Source organism: Plantactinospora sp. B6F1, from assembly GCF_040120695.1.
GTDB lineage: Bacteria > Actinomycetota > Actinomycetes > Mycobacteriales > Micromonosporaceae > Plantactinospora.
Genome location: NZ_JBEEAC010000007.1, coordinates 164,947 through 186,776, shown reverse-complemented (window position 1 = coordinate 186,776; position 21,830 = coordinate 164,947). Strand labels below are relative to the sequence as shown.

Here is a 21,830-nt window from a genome sequence, read left to right as displayed (position 1 = left end):
GTCGCGGCTGCGACGTCCCGCCCCTCCGGGTCGTTTTCAGCGACCCCCTCGGGTCGTGTTCAGCGACCGACCGTCAGGAGTCCCCGCCGGTCTCGCCCACCGGCGCCGCCGAGATGTCGTCGATCGCGTACTTCTTCGCGGCCTCGGCCGGCACCGACGGCGGTACCGCGCCGCGCCGCGCCAACTGGGCGAGCGCGGCCACGGTCACCGACTCGGCGTCCACGTGGAAGTGTCGGCGCAGCGCGTGCCGGGTGTCCGAGAGCCCGAAGCCGTCGGTGCCGAGCGAGGTGTAGTCGCCGGGAATCCACCGCGAGATCAGGTCGGGTACCGCGCGCATCCAGTCGCTGACCGCCACCACCGGTCCCTCGGCGTCGGCGAGCTTGCGCTGGATGTACGGCACCTTCGGCTCGTCGCCCGGGTGCAGGAAGTTGTACTCCTCGCACTCCACCGCGTCCCGGCGCAACTCCGTCCAGGAGGTGACCGACCAGACGTCGGCCGCCACGCCCCAGTCCTGGGCCAGCAGGTTCTGCGCCTTCAGCGCCCACTGCATCCCGGTGCCGGAGGCGAGGATGTTGGCCCGAGGCGCCTCGCCGCCGCCCTCACCGCTGACCGAGGGGGCCGGCGAGTACCGGTAGATCCCCTTGAGCAGCCCCTCCACGTCGACGTTCTCCGGCTCGACCGGTTGGAGGATCGGCTCGTTGTAGACGGTCAGGTAGTAGTAGACGTTCTCCGGCCGCTCGCCGAACATCCGGTGCAGGCCGTCCTCGAAGATGTGCGCGATCTCGAACGCGAACGCCGGGTCGTACGCCACCACGGCCGGGTTGGTCGCCGCGATCAGGTGCGAGTGGCCGTCCTCGTGTTGCAGTCCCTCGCCGTTGAGCGTGGTCCGGCCGGCGGTGGCGCCGAGTACGAAGCCCCGGGTCATCTGGTCGGCCGCCGCCCAGAACCCGTCGCCGGTGCGCTGGAAGCCGAACATCGAGTAGAAGATGTACAGCGGGATCATCGGCTCGCCGTGCGTGGCGTACGACGACCCGGCGGCGGTGAACGAGGCCACCGAGCCCGCCTCGTTGATTCCCTCGTGCAGGATCTGCCCGGTGAGCGCCTCCTTGTAGGACAGGAACAGCTCCCGGTCGACCGAGGTGTACTTCTGGCCGTGCGGTGAGTAGATCTTCTGGGTCGGGAAGAGCGAGTCCATCCCGAACGTCCGCGCCTCGTCCGGGATGATCGGCACGAACCGCTTGCCGAACTCCCGGTCCTTCATCACGTCCTTGAGCAGCCGGACGAACGCCATGGTGGTGGCGATCTTCTGCTTGCCGGAACCCTTCTTGACGTCGGCGAACCGCTCCTTGCCCGGCACCGCCAGCGGCACCGGATCGGTACGCCGGCTCGGCAGGTAGCCGCCGAGCTGCTGCCGCCGCTCGCGCAGGTACTCCATCTCCTCGGACTTCTCGCCCGGGTGGTAGTACGGCGGCAGGTAGGGGTTGGACTCCAGCGCCGAGTCCGGGATGTCCAGGTAGAGGCGGTCGCGGAAGCTCTTCAGGTCGTCCAGGGTGAGCTTCTTCATCTGGTGCGTGGCGTTGCGGCCCTCGAAGCTCGAACCCAGCGTCCAACCCTTGATGGTCTTCGCCAGGATGACCGTCGGCTGACCGGTGTGCTCGACCGCCGCCTTGTACGCCGCGTAGAGCTTGCGGTAGTCGTGCCCGCCCCGCTTGAGGTTCCAGATCTCGTCGTCGGAGAGCCCCTCGACCATCTTGCGGGTGCGCGGGTCCCGGCCGAAGAAGTGCTCCCGGACGTACGCCCCGGACTCCGCCTTGTAGGTCTGGTAGTCGCCGTCCGGCGTGGTGTTCATCAGGTTGACCAGCGCGCCGTCGGTGTCCGCGGCGAGCAGCGGGTCCCACTCCCGGCCCCAGACCACCTTGATCACGTTCCAGCCGGCACCCCGGAAGAACGACTCCAGTTCCTGGATCACCTTGCCGTTGCCCCGCACCGGGCCGTCCAGCCGCTGCAGGTTGCAGTTGATCACGAAGGTGAGGTTGTCCAGCTCCTCGCGGGCGGCCGCGCCGATCGCGCCGAGCGACTCGACCTCGTCCATCTCGCCGTCGCCGAGGAACGCCCACACGTGCTGGTCGGAGGTGTCCTTGATGCCCCGGTGCTGCAGGTAGCGGTTGAACCGCGCCTGGTAGATCGCGTTGATCGCGCCGAGCCCCATCGAGACGGTGGGGAACTCCCAGAAGTCCGGCATCAGCCGGGGGTGCGGATATGACGGAAGCCCGCCGCCCGGGTGCGACAACTCCTGCCGGAAGCCGTCGAGCTGGTGCTCGGTCAGCCGCCCCTCCAGGTACGCCCGCGCGTACATCCCGGGCGAGCCGTGGCCCTGGTAGAAGATCTGGTCGCCACCGCCCGGGTGGTTCTTGCCCCGGAAGAAGTGGTTGAACCCGACCTCGTACAGCGATGCCGAGCTGGCGTAGGTGGAGATGTGTCCACCGACGCCGATCTCCGGCCGCTGCGCCCGGTGCACCAGCATCGCCGCGTTCCACCGGATGTATGCCCGGATCCGCCGCTCGATGTGCTCGTCCCCCGGGAACCAGGGTTCCTGCTCCGGAGGGATGGTGTTGATGTAGTCGGTGGTGGTCAGGGGCGGCACCCCGACCTGGCGCTCCCTGGCCCGCTCCAGCAGGCGCAGCATGACGTATCGGGCGCGTTTGGCGCCGCGCTCGTCGATGACACCGTCGAGTGACTCGACCCACTCGCTGGTTTCTTCGGGGTCGATGTCCGGAAGCTGGCTCGGCAGGCCGTCGCTGATCACCGGGCGCTTGCGTTCCGTGGCCACAGGCGTTCCCTAGGTTGTGTTGGGTAGGTCTCTAGCGTCCATCCTGCCCCCTGATGCCTCGCCGCGTCACCTCTAGACCGGGCATAGGCGACGCGGGACACAGGTACCCGACGGTAACCGCCCGGAAATCCGGAGTTTCCGGAAGAGGCCTCGCAGTGCGCCCCAGGGTGGCCCGGTTTGTCGCCGGCATTTCATCCCCTCCGTACCGTCATCCGGCGACGTTCCGTACCGCCACCCGGCGGGTGGACGGTTGCGGCAGACTGGGCGGATGGAGAGCGAGGTGATCACGATCCGGACGGGCTCCCGGCCGGTCGTCCGGGACATCACCCGGGAGGCCGAGCGGTTCCTCGCGGGCAAGGGGGACGGACTGCTGCACGTCTTCGTGCCGCACGCCACCGCCGGCCTGGCGATCATCGAGACCGGCGCCGGTTCGGACGACGACCTGCTGACCGCCCTCGACGATCTGCTGCCCACCGACGACCGCTGGCGACACCGGCACGGCTCACCCGGGCACGGGCGCGACCACGTACTGCCGGCCATCGTCGCGCCGTACGCGACGCTGCCGGTGCTCGGCGGCCGGTTGGCGCTCGGCACCTGGCAGTCGATCTGCCTGGTCGACCCGAACGGCGACAACTCCACCCGCCAGGTCCGCCTCTCCTTCCTGCCCGGCTGACCGCCGCCCACCCCGGCGCCCGAGGGCAGCCGCGGCGGTGGCGCCGGTTCGGTAGCCTCGCCGGGATGACACCGCCGTCCCGCATCGACGCACCGATCGTCGCCGTCACGGTCTTCCCGGACCGGGCCCGGGTCACCCGCCGAGCGGACCTTCAGCTCCCCGCCGGGGAGCACCGGATCCGGATCGGCCCGCTCCCGCTCGGCCTGCACCGCGACTCGCTGCGGGTCAGCGGCCACGGGCCGGCGAGCGTCCTCGGGGTGGACGTGCTGACCGAGGTGCAGCCGCGCACCTCCGACCGGACCGCTGCCGAGCTGGAGCAGCGGCGCCGCGAGCTGACCGGCGAGCTGGCCGAGCTGGCCGACGCGGACGCGGTGGAGACCGGGCGGGAGGAGTTCCTGACCCGGCTCGCCCAGCGGGCCGGCGGCACGTACGCCCGGGCGCTGGCCGGTGGGGAGGCCACCCCAGCCGACGTACTCGGATTCACCGACTCGGTGGCCGAGCAGACGGCGGCGAGCCAGGCCCGGCGGCGGGAGCTGGGCCGGCGGCGCGACGAGACCCAGGACCGGCTCGCCGCCGTCGAACGCGAACTCGCGGCCCTGCCCGGCAAGCGGCAGCCGGACCGGCTCGCCGCCGACGTGGTCGTCCGGTCCGACCCCGCCGATGCGGAGCAGCCCGGCGACGGCAGCGGCAGCGCCGAGGTCCGACTCGAACTGTCGTACGTCGTGCCGGGGGCGGGCTGGACCTCCTCCTACGACCTGCGGCTGGTCGACGAGAACCTGACGCTCACCTGGTTCGGGCTGGTCAGCCAGCGCACCGGCGAGGATTGGCCGGAGTGCGAGCTGCAGCTCTCCACCGCCCGTCCGACCACCGGTACCGCCCTGCCCGAGCTGACTCCCTGGTATCTGGACCAGCTGGACCGGACGGTCCAGGAACGAGGGAGGGGCGGTGCGCCGGTCCGGACGATGGCGGTGGCCGCGGGTGCGGTCGGCGGTCCGCCGCCGGCCCCGGGAGCCGTAGCCCGCCGGGCCGCCCCGGTCGCCCAGTCGACCGCCACCGTGGAGCAGGGCGTGGTGGCCGCCACGTACCGGCCGGCCCGCCCGGTGGCGGTGCCCGCCGACGGTGGGGCACACCGTGCGGTCGTCGCCGTGCTCGAACTCGAGTCCACCCTCGACTACGTCACCGCGCCGGTCCGTACCCCGGACGTGCACCTGCGGGCCACCGTGACCAACGGTTCCGCCCACACCATGCTGCCCGGACCGGCCTCGGTCTTCCACGGCGGCGACTTCGTCGGCAGTACGCCGCTGCCGACCTGGGCGCCGGGGGAGGAGGTCGAGCTGGCGCTCGGCCTCGACGACCGGATCCGGGTGAAGCGGGAGCTGATCCGGCGCAGCGACACCAGGGCCACGCTGGGCTCGACCCGACGCCGGGAGGTCGAGTACCGGACGACGGTGGCCAACCACACTCCCCGGCCGGCCCGGGTGACCATGCTGGACCAGCTTCCGGTCTCGCGCGCCGAGGGCATCACGGTCCGCGAGCTGCGCCTCGATCCGGCGCCTGAGGAGCGGGCCGCGTTGGGCGAGTTGATCTGGCGGCTGGAACTGCCGCCGGGAGCCTCCCGGGAGATCCTCCTCGGCCTCCGGGTGGAGCTGGCCAAGGGTGTCGAGCTGGCCGGCTGGCGCGAGTAGCCGCCGGGCCACAGGTTGAGCGCCATCACTCCCAGACCGGGGCGCCCGGGTCGACGTGCGCGCCGGCCCGAGATCGCCATGGTTTGCGGGACCTTCCCGCGAGGTAACCCGAACGCCACGGTCGGTTGTGACGTGTCTGAGTGGTCACGGGTGGCCGGCGTCGGTAATGCTGTCGGACGTGACCACCCCCCAAGATCTCGACGAACGGTTCCGGGAGGCGGTCGGCGCCATCGAGGTGTCGGCGACCGGGCGGACGGCGGCGGAGCCGGTCCGGGACGGCGGCACGCTCGACGGTCGGACGGCCCTGGAACTGTTCGACGCCCAACTGGTCAGCCGGCACCTTGATCTCGCTGCGCGCTGGCTGCGCAGCTTCGGCGAGGGGTTCTACACCATCGGCTCCGCCGGCCACGAGGGCAACGCGGCGGTGGCGCTCGCGGTCCGGTCCACCGATCCGGCCCTGTTGCACTACCGGTCCGGCGCGTTCTACTGCGCCCGGGCCGTCCAGGCCGAGGCCGAGGGGCTCGCCGCGCGGGCCGGGCAGGACGACGGCCCGGCGCACCGGGTCGGGGTCGCCGAACGGGTGGCCGAGGCGATGCGCGGCCAGGACGGCAACGGAAAGCCCGGCGACCGGGACCGGGACGGCGACGCCGACGACGGGACCGGCACGCCGGACGCGGTCCTCGATGCCGCCCGGGACGTGCTGCGCGGGGTGGTGGCCTCCGCCGACGAGCCGATCGCCGGCGGCCGGCACAAGGTGTTCGGCAACCCCGCCGTGGCCGTCGTGCCGACCACCTCCACCATCGCCTCGCATCTGCCCCGGGCGGTCGGGATCGGCTTCGCCATCGAACGGCTGCGCCGGCTCGGTGACGGTCGGGTGCGGCCGGCCGGTCGACGGGCGGCCGGCGGTGCGGCCCGGCGGCACGGTGCGGCCGAGCCGGCCTGGCCGAGCGACGCCATCGTGGTCTGCTCGTTCGGCGACGCCTCGGTGAACCACGCCACCGCCGTCGCCGCGTTCAACACCGCCGGCTGGTGCGACCACGCCGGGCTGCGCATTCCGGTGCTCTTCGTCTGCGAGGACAACGGGCTCGGCATCAGCGTCCGGTCGCCGGACGGCTGGGTGGCGCAGGCGTTGCGGGCCAAGCCCGGGATCCGGTACTTCTCGGCGGACGGCTGCGACCTGGTCGAGACGTACGACGTGGCGGTCGAGGCGGCGGCCTGGGTGCGCCGGCACCGCCGGCCCGCCGTGCTGCACCTGTGCACGGTGCGGCTGATGGGGCACGCCGGGGCGGACGCCGAGATCGCGTACCGGAGCGCCGCCGAGATCGCCCGGGACGTCGACCGGGATCCCGTGGTGGCCACCGCCCGGCTGCTCGCCGAGGCCGGCCTGGTCACCCCGGAGGAGCTGATCGCCCGCTACGACGAGGTCGGCTGGCAGGTCCGCAAGGTCGCCGAGGAGGTGCTCGGCGAGCGCAAGCTGGAGAGCGCGGCGGACATCGTGGCTCCGCTGGCGCCCCGGCGGCCGGTCCGGGTCGCGCGGACGATCACCGACGCCGCCGGCCGGGCCGCCGGGCCGGGTGCCGCGGCCCGCAGCGCCGCGTTCGACGGCAAGCTGCCGGAGCAGGCCGGCCCGCTCACCCTGGCCCAGACCATCAACGCCGCGCTCGCCGACGGGCTGCTCGACCACCCGGGCATGACCGTCTTCGGCGAGGACGTGGCGGTCAAGGGCGGGGTGTACGGGGTCACCAAGGGCCTGCGGGAGCGGTTCGGCGCGCCCCGGGTCTTCGACACGTTGCTGGACGAGACGTCGATCCTCGGGCTCGGGCTCGGTGCCGGGCTGAGCGGGATGCTGCCGGTGCCCGAGATCCAGTACCTGGCGTACCTGCACAACGCGGAGGACCAGCTCCGGGGCGAGGCGGCCACGATGCAGTACTTCTCCCGGGGCGCCTACCGCAATCCGATGGTGGTGCGGATCGCCGGGTTGGCGTACCAGGACGGGTTCGGGGGGCACTTCCACAACGACAACTCGCTGGCCGTACTCCGGGACGTTCCGGGGCTGGTGCTCGCGGTGCCGGCCCGGGCCGACGACGCCGCACCGATGCTGCGCTCGTGCCTGGCCAGTGCGGCGGTGGACGGCAGTGTCTGCGTCTTCCTGGAGCCGATCGCGCTGTACCACACCCGCGATCTGCACGCTGAGGGTGACGAGGAGTGGCTCGCCCCCTATCTCGGCCCGGGCGGCTGGACGGCCAGCCACGTGCCGATCGGCCGGGGCCGGGTGTACGGCGTCGGCTCGGCCGAGGACGTCACGATCATCACGTTCGGTAATGGTGTTCGCATGTCGCTGCGGGCCGCCGCGAAGCTGGCCGAGGAGGATGTCGGCGTCCGGGTGCTGGACCTGCGCTGGCTGGCCCCGCTGCCGGTGGCGGACATCATCCGGGAGGCCCAGGCGACCGGCCGGGTGCTGGTCGTGGACGAGACGCGCCGCTCCGGCGGGGTCGGCGAGGGTGTGGTGGCGGCGCTGGTTGATGCCGGTTTTGTCGGATCTGCCCGTAGGGTGGCTGCTATCGACACTTTTGTGCCGCTGGGTCCGGCTGCCCGTCATGTACTGGTCTCCGAAGAGGCCATTACCCAGGGTGCCCGAACGCTGCTGGCGCGGTAAATTCCCTTCGACCCGGTGCGCCACTTGCGCGCGAGGGAACAACTGTGTGGACTTTGCGTCATCGGCGTCGCACGGATGCCGCTGGCAGTGGAGATGAGGAGGCACGTGACAGTGAGCGCGACCGCTGGTCAGGCCGCCGACGGCGTACGGAGTCTGGCGGACCGGTTCGGCATCGAGCCGGGGATGGTCGTCATGGAGATGGGCTACGACGACGACGTCGACCAGGATCTCCGGGACGCCCTGACCGATCGCTGCGGAGAGCTGGTAGACGAGGACACCGACGAGGTCGTGGACTCGGTGCTGCTCTGGTATCGGGACGGCGACGGTGACCTGTTCGAGATGCTCGTCGAGACGCTCAGCCCGCTGGCTGACAACGGCGTGGTCTGGTTGTTGACGCCCAAGGCCGGACGGGAGGGCCACGTCGAGCCGAGCGAGATCAGTGAGACGGCGGTCACCGCCGGCCTCCAGCAGACGTCGACCATCAACGCCGGCAAGGACTGGAGCGGCGCTCGACTGGTCCTCCGCCGTGGCACCAAGGGCAGGAAGTAGGAAGGAACCGGATGCCGATCGAGGTTGGCGCCCCAGCGCCGGACTTCGTGTTGAAGGACCAGAACAACCAGCAGGTACGACTCTCCGACTTCCGTGGTCGCCGAGCCGTGCTGCTGGTCTTCTACCCGCTGGCGTTCACCGGCACCTGTCAGGGCGAGCTGGGCGAGCTGCGGGACAACCTCCACGAGTACCAGAACGACGACGTCCAGGTGCTGACGATCAGCGTCGACTCGGTCTATGCGCACAAGGTGTGGGCCGACCGGGAGGGTTTCGAGTTCCCGCTGCTGGCCGACTTCTGGCCGCACGGTGGGGTGGCCCGGACCTACGACGTCTTCAACGACACCGCCGGGTTCGCCAATCGGGGCACTTTCGTCATCGACCGGGCCGGCACGGTGCGCTTCGCCGAGCTGAACCAGCCCGGCGAGCCGCGTGACCAGGCCGGTTGGCGCAAGGCTCTGGCCATGGTGGTGGCCTGAGCCGGCCGCCGGGGTACGGTTTCGACCGGCCGGTGGGTCTCCGCGCGGGGTGCGTGGCGGCTACCGGGTTCCGGATACTGGGTCGACCGTGGGGCGCAGCGGCAGGGTAAGCTTGCCGCCGCCGGTAGGCCGCACGGGCGTTCCGGGCGCGTAGCTCAGTGGGAGAGCACTCGCCTTACAAGCGAGGGGTCGCAGGTTCGAAACCTGCCGCGCCCACCGATCCTCCTTTTCACCCCACCCCCGGTTCCTGCCGTCGTGATCGACCGGCCGGTGTTCCGTGAGCGGACGATCACCATCCGGGTACCGGCCGCCGTGCTGACCCGGCCGCGTCGCCCGCCGACATAGGTTTCCTTTAAATGTGGCCTAAGCTTCGCTCTCCTCGGGCATCCGAGATTGACTCATAAGCGCGCACGGCAATACGGTCCTGGCCGACAACTCCATTGCCACTCTGGCGCCGCTTTCTGGGAGGTTGAGTACGTGGCCACGGCCCGATCTGCGGTAAAGGCAACGCGTCCGACGGCTGTTCTGCTGGCTGGCCTGGTGATCGGACTGCTCGTGCTGCCGGGGGCGGCGATCGCGGCCCCTGCCGGGCCCACCCAGCTCGGCGCTGCCGACATGGCACTGCTCAGCGGGGTGCGCATGGCCGGGCTCTGGGAGATGCCGGCCGGGCAGATGGCGGCCGAGAAGGGCGACAGCGCCCGGGTCCGGGAGATCGGCGCCGAGATCGCCAAGCAGCACGTGGAACTGGACCAGCTCACCGTGGAGGCCGCCAACAAGCTGGGCGTACAGCTGCCCAACGAGCCGAGTGCGCAGCAGAAGGGCTGGATCACCGAGATGACGAACGCGTCCGGGGCGCGGTTCGACCGGATCTTCGTGGACCGGCTGCGGGCGGCGCACGGCGCGATCTTCCCGGTGATCGGGGCCGTCCGGTCCGGAACCCGGAACGAGATCGTGCGCCAGCTCGCCGAGCAGGCCAACGGCTTCGTCATGAACCACATGACCCTGCTGGAGAGCACCGGCCTGGTCCGGTACGCCGAACTTCCCCCGGTGGTGGTGCCCGCGCCACAGGACCAGTCGCTGGCCGCCAACGCCAAGGCGAACGCGGAGTTCGGCACCGGCCTGAACACCACGGTCATCTGGGCGGTACTCCTCGGCGCGCTGGCCCTGGGCGGCATCGCGACGGTCCGGGTGTTCCGGGGCAGGTAGCGGTTCGGACGGGCCGGAACCGACTCAGGACGGGGCCGGCCCGCGCCATCGGTACAGCCAGGGCGGCCTCTCCCCGGGGGTTGCCTCCAGCTCGTAGATCTCGGCCCGGGCGAGTCCGCCGTCGACCACCAGGTGGTGGGTGAGCGGTGGGCGGCCGTGCACGTCGAGGTCGACGATCACGATGTCGCCGTCACCCGCGCCCCCGACCAGCGGGATCTCGGTGGTGACCTCCATGTGGCCATCCTGCCGCCGGGGGTGCGCCCGGCGCAGCGGATCGGCGTACCCGGCACGCCACCACGTCACCGGTGTCTCCACCGAGCCGGTCCGCCGCCATCGGTCGGCGCCTCCCGACCGGTCACCGCCACTGGTAGTGCAGGTCCGCGACCCGTACCCCGATGCTGACCCGGGCCAGTACGGCGGTCAGCAGCGCCTGCCGCTGGTCCTGCGGCACGTCCCGGGCGGCCTCCCCGTACGTCGCCGCGACGTGTGCCCAGACGGCCTGCTCGGCCTGCTCGGCCAGAATCCAGGGGCGGGGACACTGCCGCCGGGGGCAGCCGTAGTAACGGCGTCCGCTCGACGAGAAGGACGGGATCAGCAGTTCGTCGCAGGGCCCGCAGGAGAGCAGCCCGCGGAGCAGGTAGCGCCCTGGCGTGGCCCGTTTCACGATGGGAAAATCCACGGTCACCGCCTCGCCTCGTGATCTACGGCGCATTCATGCCTGTCGTCATCCTCTCTGTTAGTACGGCTGCCGGGGCGAAACTGTTCGATTCGTGACTGGGGTAAGGCAAAAAATCGCCAGGAGCCAGCCGGCCACCGTCGTCGGCCATCGGGCCGCGGTGCCGGCGGGACGGTTGGCGGGTGCCGGGCGAGGGTCGCGCGGCGGCACCCGACGGGGTGCTACAAAGGGGTTCCGTCAGTTGACCTCACGGCCGAGAAGGGACCTGTGCGTGCTCGTCGTCCACGCTGTGTGGCTGGCCGGTGGTCGGCTCGCGATGTGGGCGGAGGACCCCAGGCTGCCCACCCGGCCGCCGCGCCGGCCCGGCCGTCCGCCCCGGGACCGGCCACACCCCTTCGCGGCCGGGCATCCCGGGCTGGCCGGTGCACTCGGTGAACTCGCCGCCAAGGCGACCACCGGCAGCGCCCTGCTCGCCCTGCCCACCCGGGCCGGCGCCCCTGTCGACTCGGCGGAGCTGGTCCGGACCGAGCCGGTCGAGCCGGCCCGTGGTCCGGTCGACCTTGCCTCGTGGCGGGTGCCGGTCCTGGAGTACGACGCCGACCACGCACTGCCGGTGCTGCTCGCCTTCGCCGCCGAGCCGCTCGGCGGCCGGGAGGCACCGGCCGGCCGGGAGCGGCCCGCCCGGCGGCGGTCGCCGGCCGGTCGAGGCGCCGACCGGGAGCCGCCCGCCGACCGGGAACCCGACGGCTCGACCCCGCCGGTCCCGGGCGCGTCGCTGCGCCACCTCGCCAGGCTGGCCGACCTCGCGGTCGAGCTGGTCCGGCGGGGCCGGGTCCTGCCCGGCCTCTCCACGACCGGTCCGGGCGGTTCGGCGGCCGCTGCCGGTCCGGCGGGTGCCTCTCGACTACCGGGCGGTTCGGCGGGCGCTGCCGGTCCGAGCGGTTCGGCGGGCTCGGCTCGGGCGGTGTGGCGCCCGCTGCTGACCGGGTCCGACGCCGGCTGGGCCCGCGCGCTGACCATGGCGCTGCCGCCGGTGACCCGCGCCGCGCTCGACCCGCCGGCTGCCGGGTTCACCGCGGCGCAGGACGGCACCGGATCGGCCGGGGGCCGGCCGGGTGGTGTTCCCGGAGCGAGCGGCTCGGCGGCGGCCACCGTCGCGGAGGCCCTGGACGCGCTCACCGACGCCGCCGCCCGGACCGCCCTGGAGGGCGTACGGCTGATCGGGGCGGGTCGGGCAGGTGCCGCCGACGCCGCCGTACGGGACTGGCTCCGGGCGCTGACCGGGCGGCAGCGGGACTTCACCGCGGCACCGGAGGCGCTGGCCGGACTGGACCGTGAACTGCGCGCCTGGCAGCGGGACGCCGCCGGCAGCCCGGTACGGGCCTGCTTCCGACTCGTCGAACCACCCGCGCCGGCCGAGATCGACCTGACGCCGACCGAGCCGGACGAGCTGGCGGAGCCAGACGACCCGGCCGGGGCAGACGATTCCGCCGTGGCGGATGATCTGGCGGGGTCGACCGGGAGGGAAGGACTGGCCGGGAGCGGCGCGCTGGCCGGGCTGATCGACGTCGACGCGCCGGCCGGGGCGGAGCGGCGTTGGCGGGTGGAGTTCGCCCTCCAGGCGGCCGACGAACCGAGCCTGGTGGTCGGGGCGGACCGGATCTGGGCGGCCCGGGGCGACCTGCGGGGGCTGGCCCGGCACCTGGCCGATCCGCAGGAGACCCTGCTGACCGAGCTGGGTCGGGCGAGCCGGCTCTGGCCGGAGCTGGACGACGCGCTGCGTACGGCCACGCCGGAGGCGTTGGAGCTGGACACCGAGGGAGCGCACCGGTTCCTCCGGGACGGTGCGCCGGTGCTGCACGCCGCCGGGTTCGGGGTGCTGCTCCCGTCCTGGTGGCAGCGGCCGGGGGCCCGGCTCGGGGCCCGGTTGCAGGCGAAGACCCGTACCGCGCCGGGGACGGTCGCGTCGCGCAGCGCACTGGGTATGGACGCGCTGGTCGACTACCGGTGGGAGCTGGCCCTCGGCGACCAGCCGCTGCACGCCGCCGAGCTGCGGGCGCTGGCGAAACTGAAGACGCCGCTGGTGCGGCTGCGCGGCCAGTGGGTGGAACTGGACGCGAAGCGGCTCGCCGCCGGGCTCAAGCTGCTCCGCGCGGGTGGCGAGCTGACCGTGGGCGACCTGCTCCGGCTGGGACTGGCCACCGAGGACGATCCGGCGGCGCTGCCGGTGCTCGGGGTCAGCGCCGACGGCCCGCTCGGCGACCTGCTCGCCGGTCAGGCCGAGCGGCATCTGACGCCCCGGGAGGCGCCGGAGTCCTTCCGGGGCACGCTGCGGCCGTACCAGCAGCGCGGGCTGGCCTGGCTGGCCTTCCTCCAGTCGCTCGGGCTCGGCGGGATCCTCGCCGACGACATGGGGCTGGGCAAGACCATCATGATGCTCGCACTGCTCGCCGGTGACCCGCCGGAGGCCGGCCCGACCCTGCTGGTCTGCCCGATGTCGCTGGTCGGCAACTGGCAGCGCGAGGCGGCCCGGTTCGCCCCGGAGCTGCGGGTGCACGTACACCATGGTGCGGAACGGCCGCGCGGGGCGAGGTTCGCCGCGGCGGTGCGGGACGCGGACCTGGTGCTCACCACCTACTCGCTGGCGGCCCGGGACGCCGCCGCACTGGGTGAGGTCGACTGGCACCGGATCGTGGTCGACGAGGCGCAGTCGATCAAGAATGCCGCGACCCGGCAGGCCGCCGCCGTGCGGTCGCTGCCCGCCCGGCACCGGGTGGCGGTCACCGGTACCCCGGTGGAGAACCGCCTCGCCGACCTCTGGTCGATCATGGAGTTCGCCAATCCCGGGCTGCTCGGCGCCGCGCCGGCCTTCAAGAAGCGGTACGCCGAGCCGATCGAGCGGCACGGCGACGACGAGGCGGCGGCCCGGCTGCGCCGGATCACCGGCCCGTTCGTGCTGCGCCGGGTGAAGACCGACCGGTCGATCATCACCGACCTGCCGGAGAAGCTGGAGATGGAGGTGCTCTGCAACCTCACCCGGGAGCAGGCCTCCCTCTACCAGGCGGTGGTCGACGACATGATGGCCAGGATCGAGTCCAGTGACGGCATCGAGCGACGCGGGCTGGTGCTGGCCACCATGACCCGGCTCAAGCAGGTCTGCAACCACCCCGCGCAGGTGCTCCGGGACGGCTCGGCGCTGCCCGGCCGCTCCGGCAAGCTGGCCCGGCTGGAGGAGATCCTGGACGAGGTACTGGCGGCCGGCGAGAAGGCACTGATCTTCAGCCAGTACGCCGAGTTCGGCGGGATGCTCCGGGCCCACCTCGCCGCCCGGTTCGGCCGCGAGGTGCTCTACCTGCACGGCGGCGTCGGCAAGACCGACCGGGACGCGATGGTGGCCCGGTTCCAGGACTCCACCGGGGACGGGTCGACCGGCCCGGCCCTCTTCGTCCTCTCCCTCAAGGCCGGCGGCACCGGGCTGACCCTGACCGCCGCCAACCACGTCATCCACGTCGACCGGTGGTGGAACCCGGCGGTCGAGGACCAGGCCACCGACCGGGCGTTCCGGATCGGCCAACGCCGCCCGGTGCAGGTCCGCAAGTTCGTCTGCGCCGGCACCGTGGAGGAGAAGGTGGCCGCGATGATCAACGAGAAGCGGGGGTTGGCCGCGCGGATCGTCGGCAGCGGCGAGCAGTGGCTCACCGAGCTGTCCACCTCGGCACTGCGCCAACTCTTCGCCCTGGAAAGCGGGGCGGTGGTGGAATGACCGACTTCCGCGAGTACGGCCGTCCGCGCAGGGTCGACGGTGGACTGCGGGCGCGTACCGCCCGGGGGGCGATCGGGCAGTCCTGGTGGTCCCGCCGCTTCGTCGACGTACTCGAGTCCTTCGCGTTGGGCACCCGGCTCACCCGGGGCCGCTCGTACGCCCGCGCCGGGCAGGTCCTCTCGCTCGACGTGGCACCGGGCGAGGTGACCGCCGTCGTCCAGGGCTCCCGGGCGAAGCCGTACCGGGTGTCGATCCGGTTCCGGCCGTTGACCGAGCGGGTCTGGACCCGGCTGGAGAGGCTGCTCGCCGCGCAGGCGCTGTTCAGCGCGCGGCTGCTGGCCGGCGACGTACCGCCGGAGCTGGAGGCGGTCTTCGCCGAGGCGGGCGCGCCACTCTTTCCGGCCGGGGTGGACGAGCTGACCCAGCGCTGCGACTGTCCCGACTTCGCCGTGCCGTGCAAGCACCTGGCCGCGACCTTCTATCTGCTCGCCGAGGCGTTCGACGCGGATCCGTTCCAGCTGCTGCACTGGCGGGGGCGGGACCGGGCCCGGCTACTGGCCCGGCTGCGGGCGCTGCGCGGTGCCGAATCCGGCGACGGCGGGGCGGCGCGGCGGAGCACCGACCCGGGGCGTGGTCGCGGGCCGGCGGGCCGGCGTGGGGCACGTACCGGTGCGTCCGACAGCGACACCGACACCGACACCGCCGGGCTGCCGGTTCCGACCGACCCGGGCCCGGCCGACTCACCGCCGGTCGGAGCCGGGCCGGCCCTCGCCGACCTGCCCGCCGAACCGTTGGCCGGAGCGCTCGACCGGTTCTGGGTCGCCCCGGTGCCGCTGCCGGCCCGCGCGCCCACCCTGGCGACCGAACCGGAGCTGGTACTGCGCCAGCTCGGACCGCCGGCCGCGGCGATCGGCGGGCCGGGCCTGACCGAGCGGCTCCGCCGCGCCTACCGCCGGTTCGGCGAGAGCGAGCCGGTCTGAGCCTGCCGTGTTGCCTGCCGTGTTGCCTGCCGTGTCCGGTTCGGCGACGACTGCGCTGCCCTCGCCCGAGCTCACCGGATCCGCCGGGCCTGCCACATCATCAGGGTGGCCGCGACCAGGACCGCCGGGGCGATAGCGACGGCGAGCCAGCCGCCGAGCACGACCAGGGCCGGCACGGTGGCCCAGAGTACGAAGGTCAACACGAGTATCAGCCGAGCGCGCCGCAGTTTGCCCCGGTCGCTCAACCGGGCGACGAACTCGGGATCGCTTATCCGGAGCTGGTGCGTGATCTCGTCGAATCGGCGCTGATCCTCTTTGCTGAGCATGGCGTGGGCCCTTTCCTCAGGCGTCAACCAGTCCGGCGCCGGATTACCCGGTCCGGGGCCGCTCTCACGCTCCTCGTACCCCTGCTACCAGCCCGGTCGCCGGCCAGGCGCGTCGCACCGGCCCGGCCGGCGCGAGCCCGCGCGGGCCGGGCCCGACGTGACCGCCCAGCACGGGCGACGGTGCCCGGGAGACACCCGGAAGGCATCCGGAGCGGGAACCGGCCACTCCGGGGCAGACGCGGCGGGAACCGACGATTCCGGCCCAGGCTAAGCGGAAACCCGGCGATTCCCGCCGAGACGCCGGCGGCGACCGACGATCCGGTGCCCTCAGTAGCCCCGGCGGGGGGCGGGCAGGTGGGCCGGGAAGAGCGGCTCGGGCAGCGCCGGAGCGACCGCCTCCAACGCCTCGACGATCAGCTCCTGGACGCCGTACGGGTCGGCCAGGCGCCAGCAGGTCTCCTCCGGGGACACCAGCCAGCGCACCGTCCCCTCCGGCAGCCGGGTCGGCGGGGCAGGAATCCACGAGCCGGAGCCGTGCCGGACCACGTAGAGGTTGTGTTCCAGTTCGGGCCGGAGCGGCTCGCCGGGGCGTACCAGGAACATCCACCGGCCGCCCGGTGTGACCGCGACCGGCCCGCGGACCTGGTTGGAGACGGCGCCGAACAGCCGCGGCCGGGCCTGCTCCAGCGCGAACCGGCCCAGGTAGGCGGGGACCTCCAGGACGTCGAAGGCGCGGCCGGTGGCGAGCAGGATCGAGTGCGGGCGGAGCCGCCACCAGGTGGCGACCCGGGCCGGGTCGGCGGTGGCGTTCTGCTCCCAATGCTCCAGCGCCGGATGGCAACCGGTGGTCGGACAGCCGGCCCGGCCACAGACGAAACGGTGCCGGGCCAGACACGCGCCGGGGGTGACCTGCCAGCCGTGGCTGGCATAGCGGACCGCGATCCGGCGCAGCCGGACCCGGTCGAGTTGGGCGAAACGGACCGAACGCGGACGGACCTTCTCCCACATTTTCGTGAACCCCCTACATTTATTGATCTCGGCCAGTTATGCAGGTCGAAGCCCGTCACTGGCGTCTGACGCGGTCGTTTGTCCGGGCAGACAGCCGCAAGTTGCATCGAAAGCTACGAGCGGCCGTCTCCGGAGTGACGTACATGCTGTGCGACCAGCGCAGATGTGAGTCGCACCCCGTTTTCGTACCGGCGCGGGCCCCCTACCGGACCGCCGACGCAGAAGGGAGGGCCGGACGTGGACGAACTGCCGATCGGGCGTCGCGTCGCCTACTGGCGCGGTCGCCGCAAAATGTCGCAACAGGTCTTCGCCGATCGGCTCGGAAAGTCGAAGAGCTGGGTGGACAAGGTCGAACGAGGCGTACGCCGCCTGGACAAGTTCTCGGTGCTCTACGAGATCGCCGACGTACTCCAACTCGATGCCCAACTCCTGCTCGGCAAGGCGCCGGAACGTCGGGCCGACGGGCTCACCTGCATCGACGAGGTGGAGGTCGACGAGATCCGCTCCGCCCTGGAGCGGTACGACTCGATGAGTTCGTTCCTCACCACGAATCCGCAGCCGCCCTCGTTGGCCGAGATGACCAAGTCGGTGAACCACGCCTGGCTGACGTTCCAGTACGCCCGGTACGGCGTGTTGACCCGGGCGCTGCCGAAGCTGCTCCGGGACGCACAGGCGCTGGACAGCGTGGCCGGCGGCGACGACGGCCCCAAGGCGGCCCACCTGCTCGGGCAGGTGTACCAGATCGCCTCGTCGGCGCTGCGCAAGCTCGGCGAGTACGAGCTGGCCTGGCTCGCCGCCGACCGGTCGATGGCGGTCTCACAGCGGGCCGGCGATCCGCTGCTGGCCGGGGTGGCCACCTACCGGGTCGGCAACGCCCTGCTGGCGCTCGGCCGGGCCCGGCCGGCGCTGGAGGTGAACGTGAGCGTCGCCAACCGCCTGGCGCCCGGCGGTGGCAACGACGCAGGGCCGGAGCGGCTCTCCGTCTACGGGATGCTGCTGTTGCAGGGGGCGATGGCGGCGGCCCGGATGGGCGACAACAACACGGTCAAGGACCTGATCTACGAGGCGGAGGGCGCGGCGGACCGGCTGGGCGGCGACCATAACCACTACTGGACCAGCTTCGGCCCGACCAACCTGGAGCTGCACCGCGCGGCGGCGGCGGTGGAGCTGGGCGAGGGCGGGAACGCGGTGCAGACCCACGAGCGGCGGATCATGCGGCGGGAGGGCTTCAACACGCTGCTGCCGGAGCGGCGGGCACACCACATGCTGGACCTGGCCCGCGGGTTCGCCCAGATCGGCGACCTGGACCGGGCGGGCGAGGCGCTGGTCGACGGCGACCGGCTGGCCCCGTCCGAGATCAGGTGCCGGCCGATCGCGCACGAGGTGATGTCAAACGTGCTGCGTCGCACACGGGGTGCGCCGCCCGCCGCGATTGCGGAGTTGGCTGAGCAGATGGGAGTAGCGATATGACGCGGCCGGTCCCCGGGCTTGCCCCAGCCACCCGGGCGGTGCCGGAGGTCGTCCGGTGACGGAGTCGAGCGGGTCCCGGGTGCTGTACGTGCTCGCCTGCGGCTCGCCGCTGACCCGGCACGTCGGTCGGCTGGTCACCTGCGCGCAGCGCGACGGCTGGGACGTCTGCGTGGTGTTGACCCCGGACGGGACGAAGTTCGCCGACGTACCGGCGCTGCGCCGGCAGACCGGGCATCCGGTGCGGTCGACGTACAAGAACCCCGGCGATCCGGACGTACTTCCCGACGCGGACGCGATGATCGTCTCTCCGGCGACGGTGAACACGATCAACAAGTGGGCCGCCGGGATAGCGGACACCCTCGCCCTCGGTCTGCTGGTCGAGGGGCTCGGCAAGGGGCTGCCGATCGTGGCGATGCCGTTCACCAACGCCGCGATGGCGGCCCATCCGGCCTTCCTGACCAGCCTCGCCCGGCTGCGGGACTGGCACGTCACGGTGCTCTTCGGCGACCACGTCATGCCGCTGCACGCACCCGGCACCGGGGAGCGCTACCTGGAGAGGTTTCCCTGGGAGATGGCGGTGACGGCGCTGCGGGCCAGGCTCTCGGTCAGCGGCCAGCGCGGCTGAACCGGGGCGGACCCGCCGACGGGCCGGGCCGGCGCCGGTAAGCTGGGCCGCCGTGGATGCATCCGGAGCTCAGGCGGTCAGTGTCGCCGACGTCGTGGCCGCGCTCGACCAGCGTTACCCGCCGGCCTGGGCCGAGGGGTGGGACCGGGTGGGACTGGTGGTCGGTGAGCCGTCCGCGCCGGTACGCCGGGTCTGCTGCGTGGTGGACGTGGTGCCGGAGACCGTCGCCGAGGCGCTCGGCTACGGTGCCGACCTGATCGTGGCGCACCATCCGCTGCTGCTGCGCGGGGTCTCGTCGGTGGCCGCGACGACGTACAAGGGCCGGGTTGTGCACCAGTTGATCCGCAACGACGTGGCCCTGTACGTGGCGCACACCAACGCCGACATCGCCAACCCAGGGGTCTCCGACGCGCTCGCCGTCCGGCTCGGCCTGACCGACCTGCGCCCGCTGCGCCCGGCCGACCCCGCCGGTCCGGCCACCGGGGCGGGGCGCGGCTTCGGGCGGATCGGCCGGCTGCCGCAGCCGGCGACGCTGGCCGAGTTCACCGGCCACGCGGCCCGGGTGCTCCCGCCCACCGCCTGGGGCGTACGCGCCGCCGGTGACCCCGGGCGGACGATCTCGACCGTGGCGGTCAGCGGCGGGGCCGGTGACTCCTTCCTCGCCGACGCCCTCCGGGCCGGCGTCGACGCCTTCCTCACCGCCGACCTGCGGCACCATCCGGTCAGCGAGTACCAGGCCGAGGAGGGGCCGGCTCTGCTGGACGCCGCGCACTGGGCGACCGAGCGGCCCTGGCTGGACGACCTGGCCGCACACCTGCGCGAGCGACTGGGCGTGGAGACCCTGGTGTCCGATCTGGACACCGATCCGTGGACGGTGCAGGCGGCGTCTCCCGTACCACCCGTGCTACCCCCCGCATCCCTCGTGGAGAAGGAGTCCCCCCGATGAAGGCCGACCCGAAAGACCAGCGTCGCCTGCTCGACCTGCAGGCGATCGACACCGGGCTCGCCCAGCTCGCGCACCGGCGCCGTACGCTGCCGGAGCACGCCGAGCTGGAGACGCTGGCCCGGGAGCTGTCCGCGCTGGAGGACGAGCGGGTCCGCGCCCAGGTGGCAGTGGACGACCTGGACCGGGACATCGCCCGGTTGGAGCGGGACGTCGAGCAGGTGCGGATCCGCAAGGACCGCAACGAGGCCCGGCTGACCGTCGGCTCGGGGCCGGCCCGCGAACTGGAGGCGCTGCAGCACGAGCTTGCCTCCCTCAACCGGCGGCAGACCGAGCTGGAGGACGCCGAGCTGGAGCTGATGGAGCAGCGGGAGACCGCGCAGGGCGTACTCGACGGGATCGAGCAGCGGCTGGCGGCGGCCCGGGAGCGGCGTGCGGAGACCGAGCAGCGGCGCGACCGGGCCCTTGCCGAGATCGGCAAGGAGGAGGAGTTCAAGGTCGGCTCGCGGCAGCCACTCGCGGCCGACCTCCCGGCCGACCTGGTGGCGCTCTACGACAAGATCCGGGAGGCGTCGGGCGGGCTCGGTGCGGCCCTGGTCGCTGGTGGGCGCTGTGGCGGCTGCCGGCTGGAGCTCTACGGCGCGGACCGGGGCCGGATCAAGGCCGCCGCTCCCGACGAGGTGGTGCGCTGCGAGGAGTGCCGGCGCATCATGGTGCGTACCGCCGAGTCCGGGCTGTGACGGCGTCGGTGACGGGATCGGGAGGTGGACCCGTGCCGGGTCGTAAGGTCGTGGTGGAGGCGGACGGCGGTGCCCGGGGCAATCCGGGGCCGGCCGGTTACGGCGCGGTGGTCCGGGACGCCGGCAGCGGCGAGGTGCTCGCCGAGCGCTCCGAGTCGATCGGGGTCGCCACCAACAACGTCGCGGAATACCGTGGCCTGATCGCCGGGTTGGAGGCCGCCCGCGCGTCCGGGGCGACCGGGGTCGAGGTGCGGATGGACTCCAAGCTGGTGGTCGAGCAGATGGCGGGCCGCTGGCAGATCAAGCATCCGGGCCTGCGTCCGCTCGCCGCCCAGGCGGCCGGGCTGGTCCGGAAGTTCGACTCGGTGACGTACACCTGGATTCCCCGGGAGCGCAACCGGCACGCGGACGCGCTGGCGAACGCGGCGATGGATCTGGCCGCCGGCAAGGCGCCGGAGGTCGCCCCGGACAGCGCGGCCGAGGCGGAGGCCGCGACGCCGGCCGATGCGTCCGGGCGGGCGCAGGCGCACGAGGTCGCCGCGCAGGGGTCGACCGCGAAGAGTTCCTGGGAACCGCGTCCGGCCGAGACCGCCACCCGGCTGCTGCTGCTCCGGCACGGCGAGACGGAGTACACCGCGAAGGGCCGCTACTCCGGCCGGGGTGACGTGCCGCTCTCCGACCGGGGCCTGGTCCAGGCGGGTGCGACGGCCCGCCGGGTGGCCGGGCTGGTCGACACGGTCGCGGCCGTGGTCAGCTCGCCCCTGTCCCGGTGTACGGCGATGGCCGGCATCATCGCGGGTGGGCTCGGCGGGGTGCCGGTGGTGGTCGAGCCGGATCTGATCGAGTGTGACTTCGGCGAGTGGGAGGGGCGTACCTTCGCCGAGGTACGCGAAGGCTGGCCCGCCGAACTGGACGCCTGGCTGGCCTCGCCGGCCGTGGCTCCGCCCGGCGGGGAGTCCTTCGTCGACGTCGGCGTCCGGGTCGGCCGGGCGATGGCCAAGCTGCTGGCCGACTACCCGGGGGAGACCGTGGTGGTGGTCTCGCACGTCTCGCCGGTGAAGATCGCGCTCCGTGACGCGCTGGCCGCGACCGACGCGTTCCTGCACCGGCTCTACCTGGACCCGGCCGGCCTGTCCCTGTTGGACATCTGGCCCGACGGCGGAATGGCGGTACGCACCGTCAACGACACCGCCCACCTGTGAGGATCTTGTAGGGGCGGGGTCC

17 protein-coding genes, 1 tRNA gene and 2 pseudogenes are annotated in these 21,830 nt (G+C 72.8%); 15 read left to right on the top strand and 5 right to left on the bottom strand.

Annotation, left to right across the window (positions count from 1 at the left end):
• Nucleotides 1-73: 73 nt before the first annotated feature.
• The gene (gene aceE, locus ABNF97_RS12745; RefSeq protein ID WP_130460883.1) at nt 74-2,830 is read right to left on the bottom strand and encodes a pyruvate dehydrogenase (acetyl-transferring), homodimeric type; all 2,757 of its coding nucleotides are present in this window, start codon (nt 2,828-2,830) and stop codon (nt 74-76) included.
• Nucleotides 2,831-3,098: 268 nt separating this feature from the next.
• Here aceE and ABNF97_RS12740 point away from each other — a divergent pair, with 268 nt between their 5' ends.
• From ABNF97_RS12740 to ABNF97_RS12710, 8 genes and pseudogenes are all read left to right on the top strand, one after another.
• Nucleotides 3,099-3,503: a YjbQ family protein gene (locus ABNF97_RS12740; RefSeq protein WP_130460882.1), complete on the top strand. Its 405-nt coding sequence runs from the start codon at nt 3,099-3,101 to the stop codon at nt 3,501-3,503.
• A 65-nt stretch (nt 3,504-3,568) separates the two neighbouring features.
• On the top strand, nt 3,569-5,188 hold the full coding sequence (locus ABNF97_RS12735) for a mucoidy inhibitor MuiA family protein (protein WP_130460881.1): 1,620 nt from the start codon (nt 3,569-3,571) through the stop codon (nt 5,186-5,188).
• A 166-nt stretch (nt 5,189-5,354) separates the two neighbouring features.
• A pseudogene (locus ABNF97_RS34150) lies at nt 5,355-5,805 on the top strand (MFS transporter); the annotation flags it as partial.
• Nucleotides 5,806-5,870: 65 nt separating this feature from the next.
• Nucleotides 5,871-7,844 (top strand): annotated as a pseudogene (locus ABNF97_RS12730) (transketolase C-terminal domain-containing protein); the annotation flags it as partial.
• Nucleotides 7,845-7,955: 111 nt separating this feature from the next.
• Entirely contained in the window at nt 7,956-8,393 is a 438-nt protein-coding gene (locus tag ABNF97_RS12725) for a DUF3052 family protein (RefSeq protein ID WP_130460879.1), read from the top strand.
• 11 nt (nt 8,394-8,404) lie between these two features.
• On the top strand, nt 8,405-8,869 hold the full coding sequence (locus tag ABNF97_RS12720; RefSeq protein WP_130460878.1) for a redoxin domain-containing protein: 465 nt from the start codon (nt 8,405-8,407) through the stop codon (nt 8,867-8,869).
• A gap of 144 nt (nt 8,870-9,013) precedes the next feature.
• Nucleotides 9,014-9,085, top strand: a tRNA-Val gene (locus ABNF97_RS12715).
• 324 nt (nt 9,086-9,409) lie between these two features.
• A complete protein-coding gene (locus ABNF97_RS12710) occupies nt 9,410-10,075 on the top strand; it encodes a DUF4142 domain-containing protein (RefSeq protein WP_349338640.1) in 666 nt (221 codons plus the stop codon).
• A 24-nt stretch (nt 10,076-10,099) separates the two neighbouring features.
• On the opposite strand, the gene ABNF97_RS12705 is transcribed toward ABNF97_RS12710, so the two are convergent.
• Together ABNF97_RS12705 and ABNF97_RS12700 are read right to left on the bottom strand one after the other, a co-directional pair.
• Complete coding sequence (locus ABNF97_RS12705; protein WP_130465649.1) at nt 10,100-10,309, bottom strand: DUF8847 domain-containing protein; 210 nt, start codon at nt 10,307-10,309, stop codon at nt 10,100-10,102.
• A gap of 121 nt (nt 10,310-10,430) precedes the next feature.
• Nucleotides 10,431-10,754: a recombinase zinc beta ribbon domain-containing protein gene (locus tag ABNF97_RS12700; RefSeq protein ID WP_165436598.1), complete on the bottom strand. Its 324-nt coding sequence runs from the start codon at nt 10,752-10,754 to the stop codon at nt 10,431-10,433.
• A gap of 268 nt (nt 10,755-11,022) precedes the next feature.
• Here ABNF97_RS12700 and ABNF97_RS12695 point away from each other — a divergent pair, with 268 nt between their 5' ends.
• Both ABNF97_RS12695 and ABNF97_RS12690 read left to right on the top strand, forming a co-directional pair.
• Complete coding sequence (locus tag ABNF97_RS12695) at nt 11,023-14,514, top strand: SNF2-related protein (RefSeq protein ID WP_349338639.1); 3,492 nt, start codon at nt 11,023-11,025, stop codon at nt 14,512-14,514.
• On the top strand, nt 14,511-15,494 hold the full coding sequence (locus ABNF97_RS12690) for an SWIM zinc finger family protein (RefSeq protein WP_349338638.1): 984 nt from the start codon (nt 14,511-14,513) through the stop codon (nt 15,492-15,494). Before ABNF97_RS12695 ends, ABNF97_RS12690 begins: the two co-directional genes overlap by 4 nt.
• A 71-nt stretch (nt 15,495-15,565) precedes the next feature.
• Here ABNF97_RS12690 and ABNF97_RS12685 read toward each other — a convergent pair whose 3' ends face one another.
• Both ABNF97_RS12685 and ABNF97_RS12680 read right to left on the bottom strand, forming a co-directional pair.
• Nucleotides 15,566-15,820, bottom strand: a complete 255-nt coding sequence (locus ABNF97_RS12685) for a DUF3040 domain-containing protein (RefSeq protein WP_130460874.1) — start codon at nt 15,818-15,820, stop codon at nt 15,566-15,568.
• Between the two features lie 327 nt (nt 15,821-16,147).
• Entirely contained in the window at nt 16,148-16,828 is a 681-nt protein-coding gene (locus ABNF97_RS12680; protein ID WP_130460873.1) for a bifunctional DNA primase/polymerase, read from the bottom strand.
• A 237-nt stretch (nt 16,829-17,065) separates the two neighbouring features.
• Between ABNF97_RS12680 and ABNF97_RS12675 the strand changes: the two genes are divergently transcribed.
• From ABNF97_RS12675 to ABNF97_RS12655, 5 genes are read left to right on the top strand one after another with little or no spacing between them, the layout of a single operon-like run.
• Nucleotides 17,066-18,298 carry a helix-turn-helix domain-containing protein gene (locus ABNF97_RS12675; RefSeq protein WP_130460872.1) on the top strand — a complete coding sequence of 411 codons (1,233 nt, stop codon included), beginning with the start codon at nt 17,066-17,068 and terminating at the stop codon, nt 18,296-18,298.
• Nucleotides 18,299-18,353: 55 nt separating this feature from the next.
• Nucleotides 18,354-18,923, top strand: a complete 570-nt coding sequence (locus tag ABNF97_RS12670; protein ID WP_349338637.1) for a flavoprotein — start codon at nt 18,354-18,356, stop codon at nt 18,921-18,923.
• 52 nt (nt 18,924-18,975) lie between these two features.
• Nucleotides 18,976-19,869: a Nif3-like dinuclear metal center hexameric protein gene (locus ABNF97_RS12665; RefSeq protein WP_349338636.1), complete on the top strand. Its 894-nt coding sequence runs from the start codon at nt 18,976-18,978 to the stop codon at nt 19,867-19,869.
• Nucleotides 19,866-20,606, top strand: a complete 741-nt coding sequence (locus ABNF97_RS12660) for a CT398-like coiled coil hairpin domain-containing protein (RefSeq protein ID WP_130460871.1) — start codon at nt 19,866-19,868, stop codon at nt 20,604-20,606. The genes ABNF97_RS12665 and ABNF97_RS12660 overlap by 4 nt, the downstream gene beginning before the upstream one ends.
• Before the next feature lie 32 nt (nt 20,607-20,638).
• Nucleotides 20,639-21,808 (top strand): bifunctional RNase H/acid phosphatase, encoded by a 1,170-nt coding sequence (locus tag ABNF97_RS12655; protein ID WP_349338635.1) that lies wholly within the window; start codon nt 20,639-20,641, stop codon nt 21,806-21,808.
• The last annotated feature ends 22 nt before the right edge of the window (nt 21,809-21,830 follow it).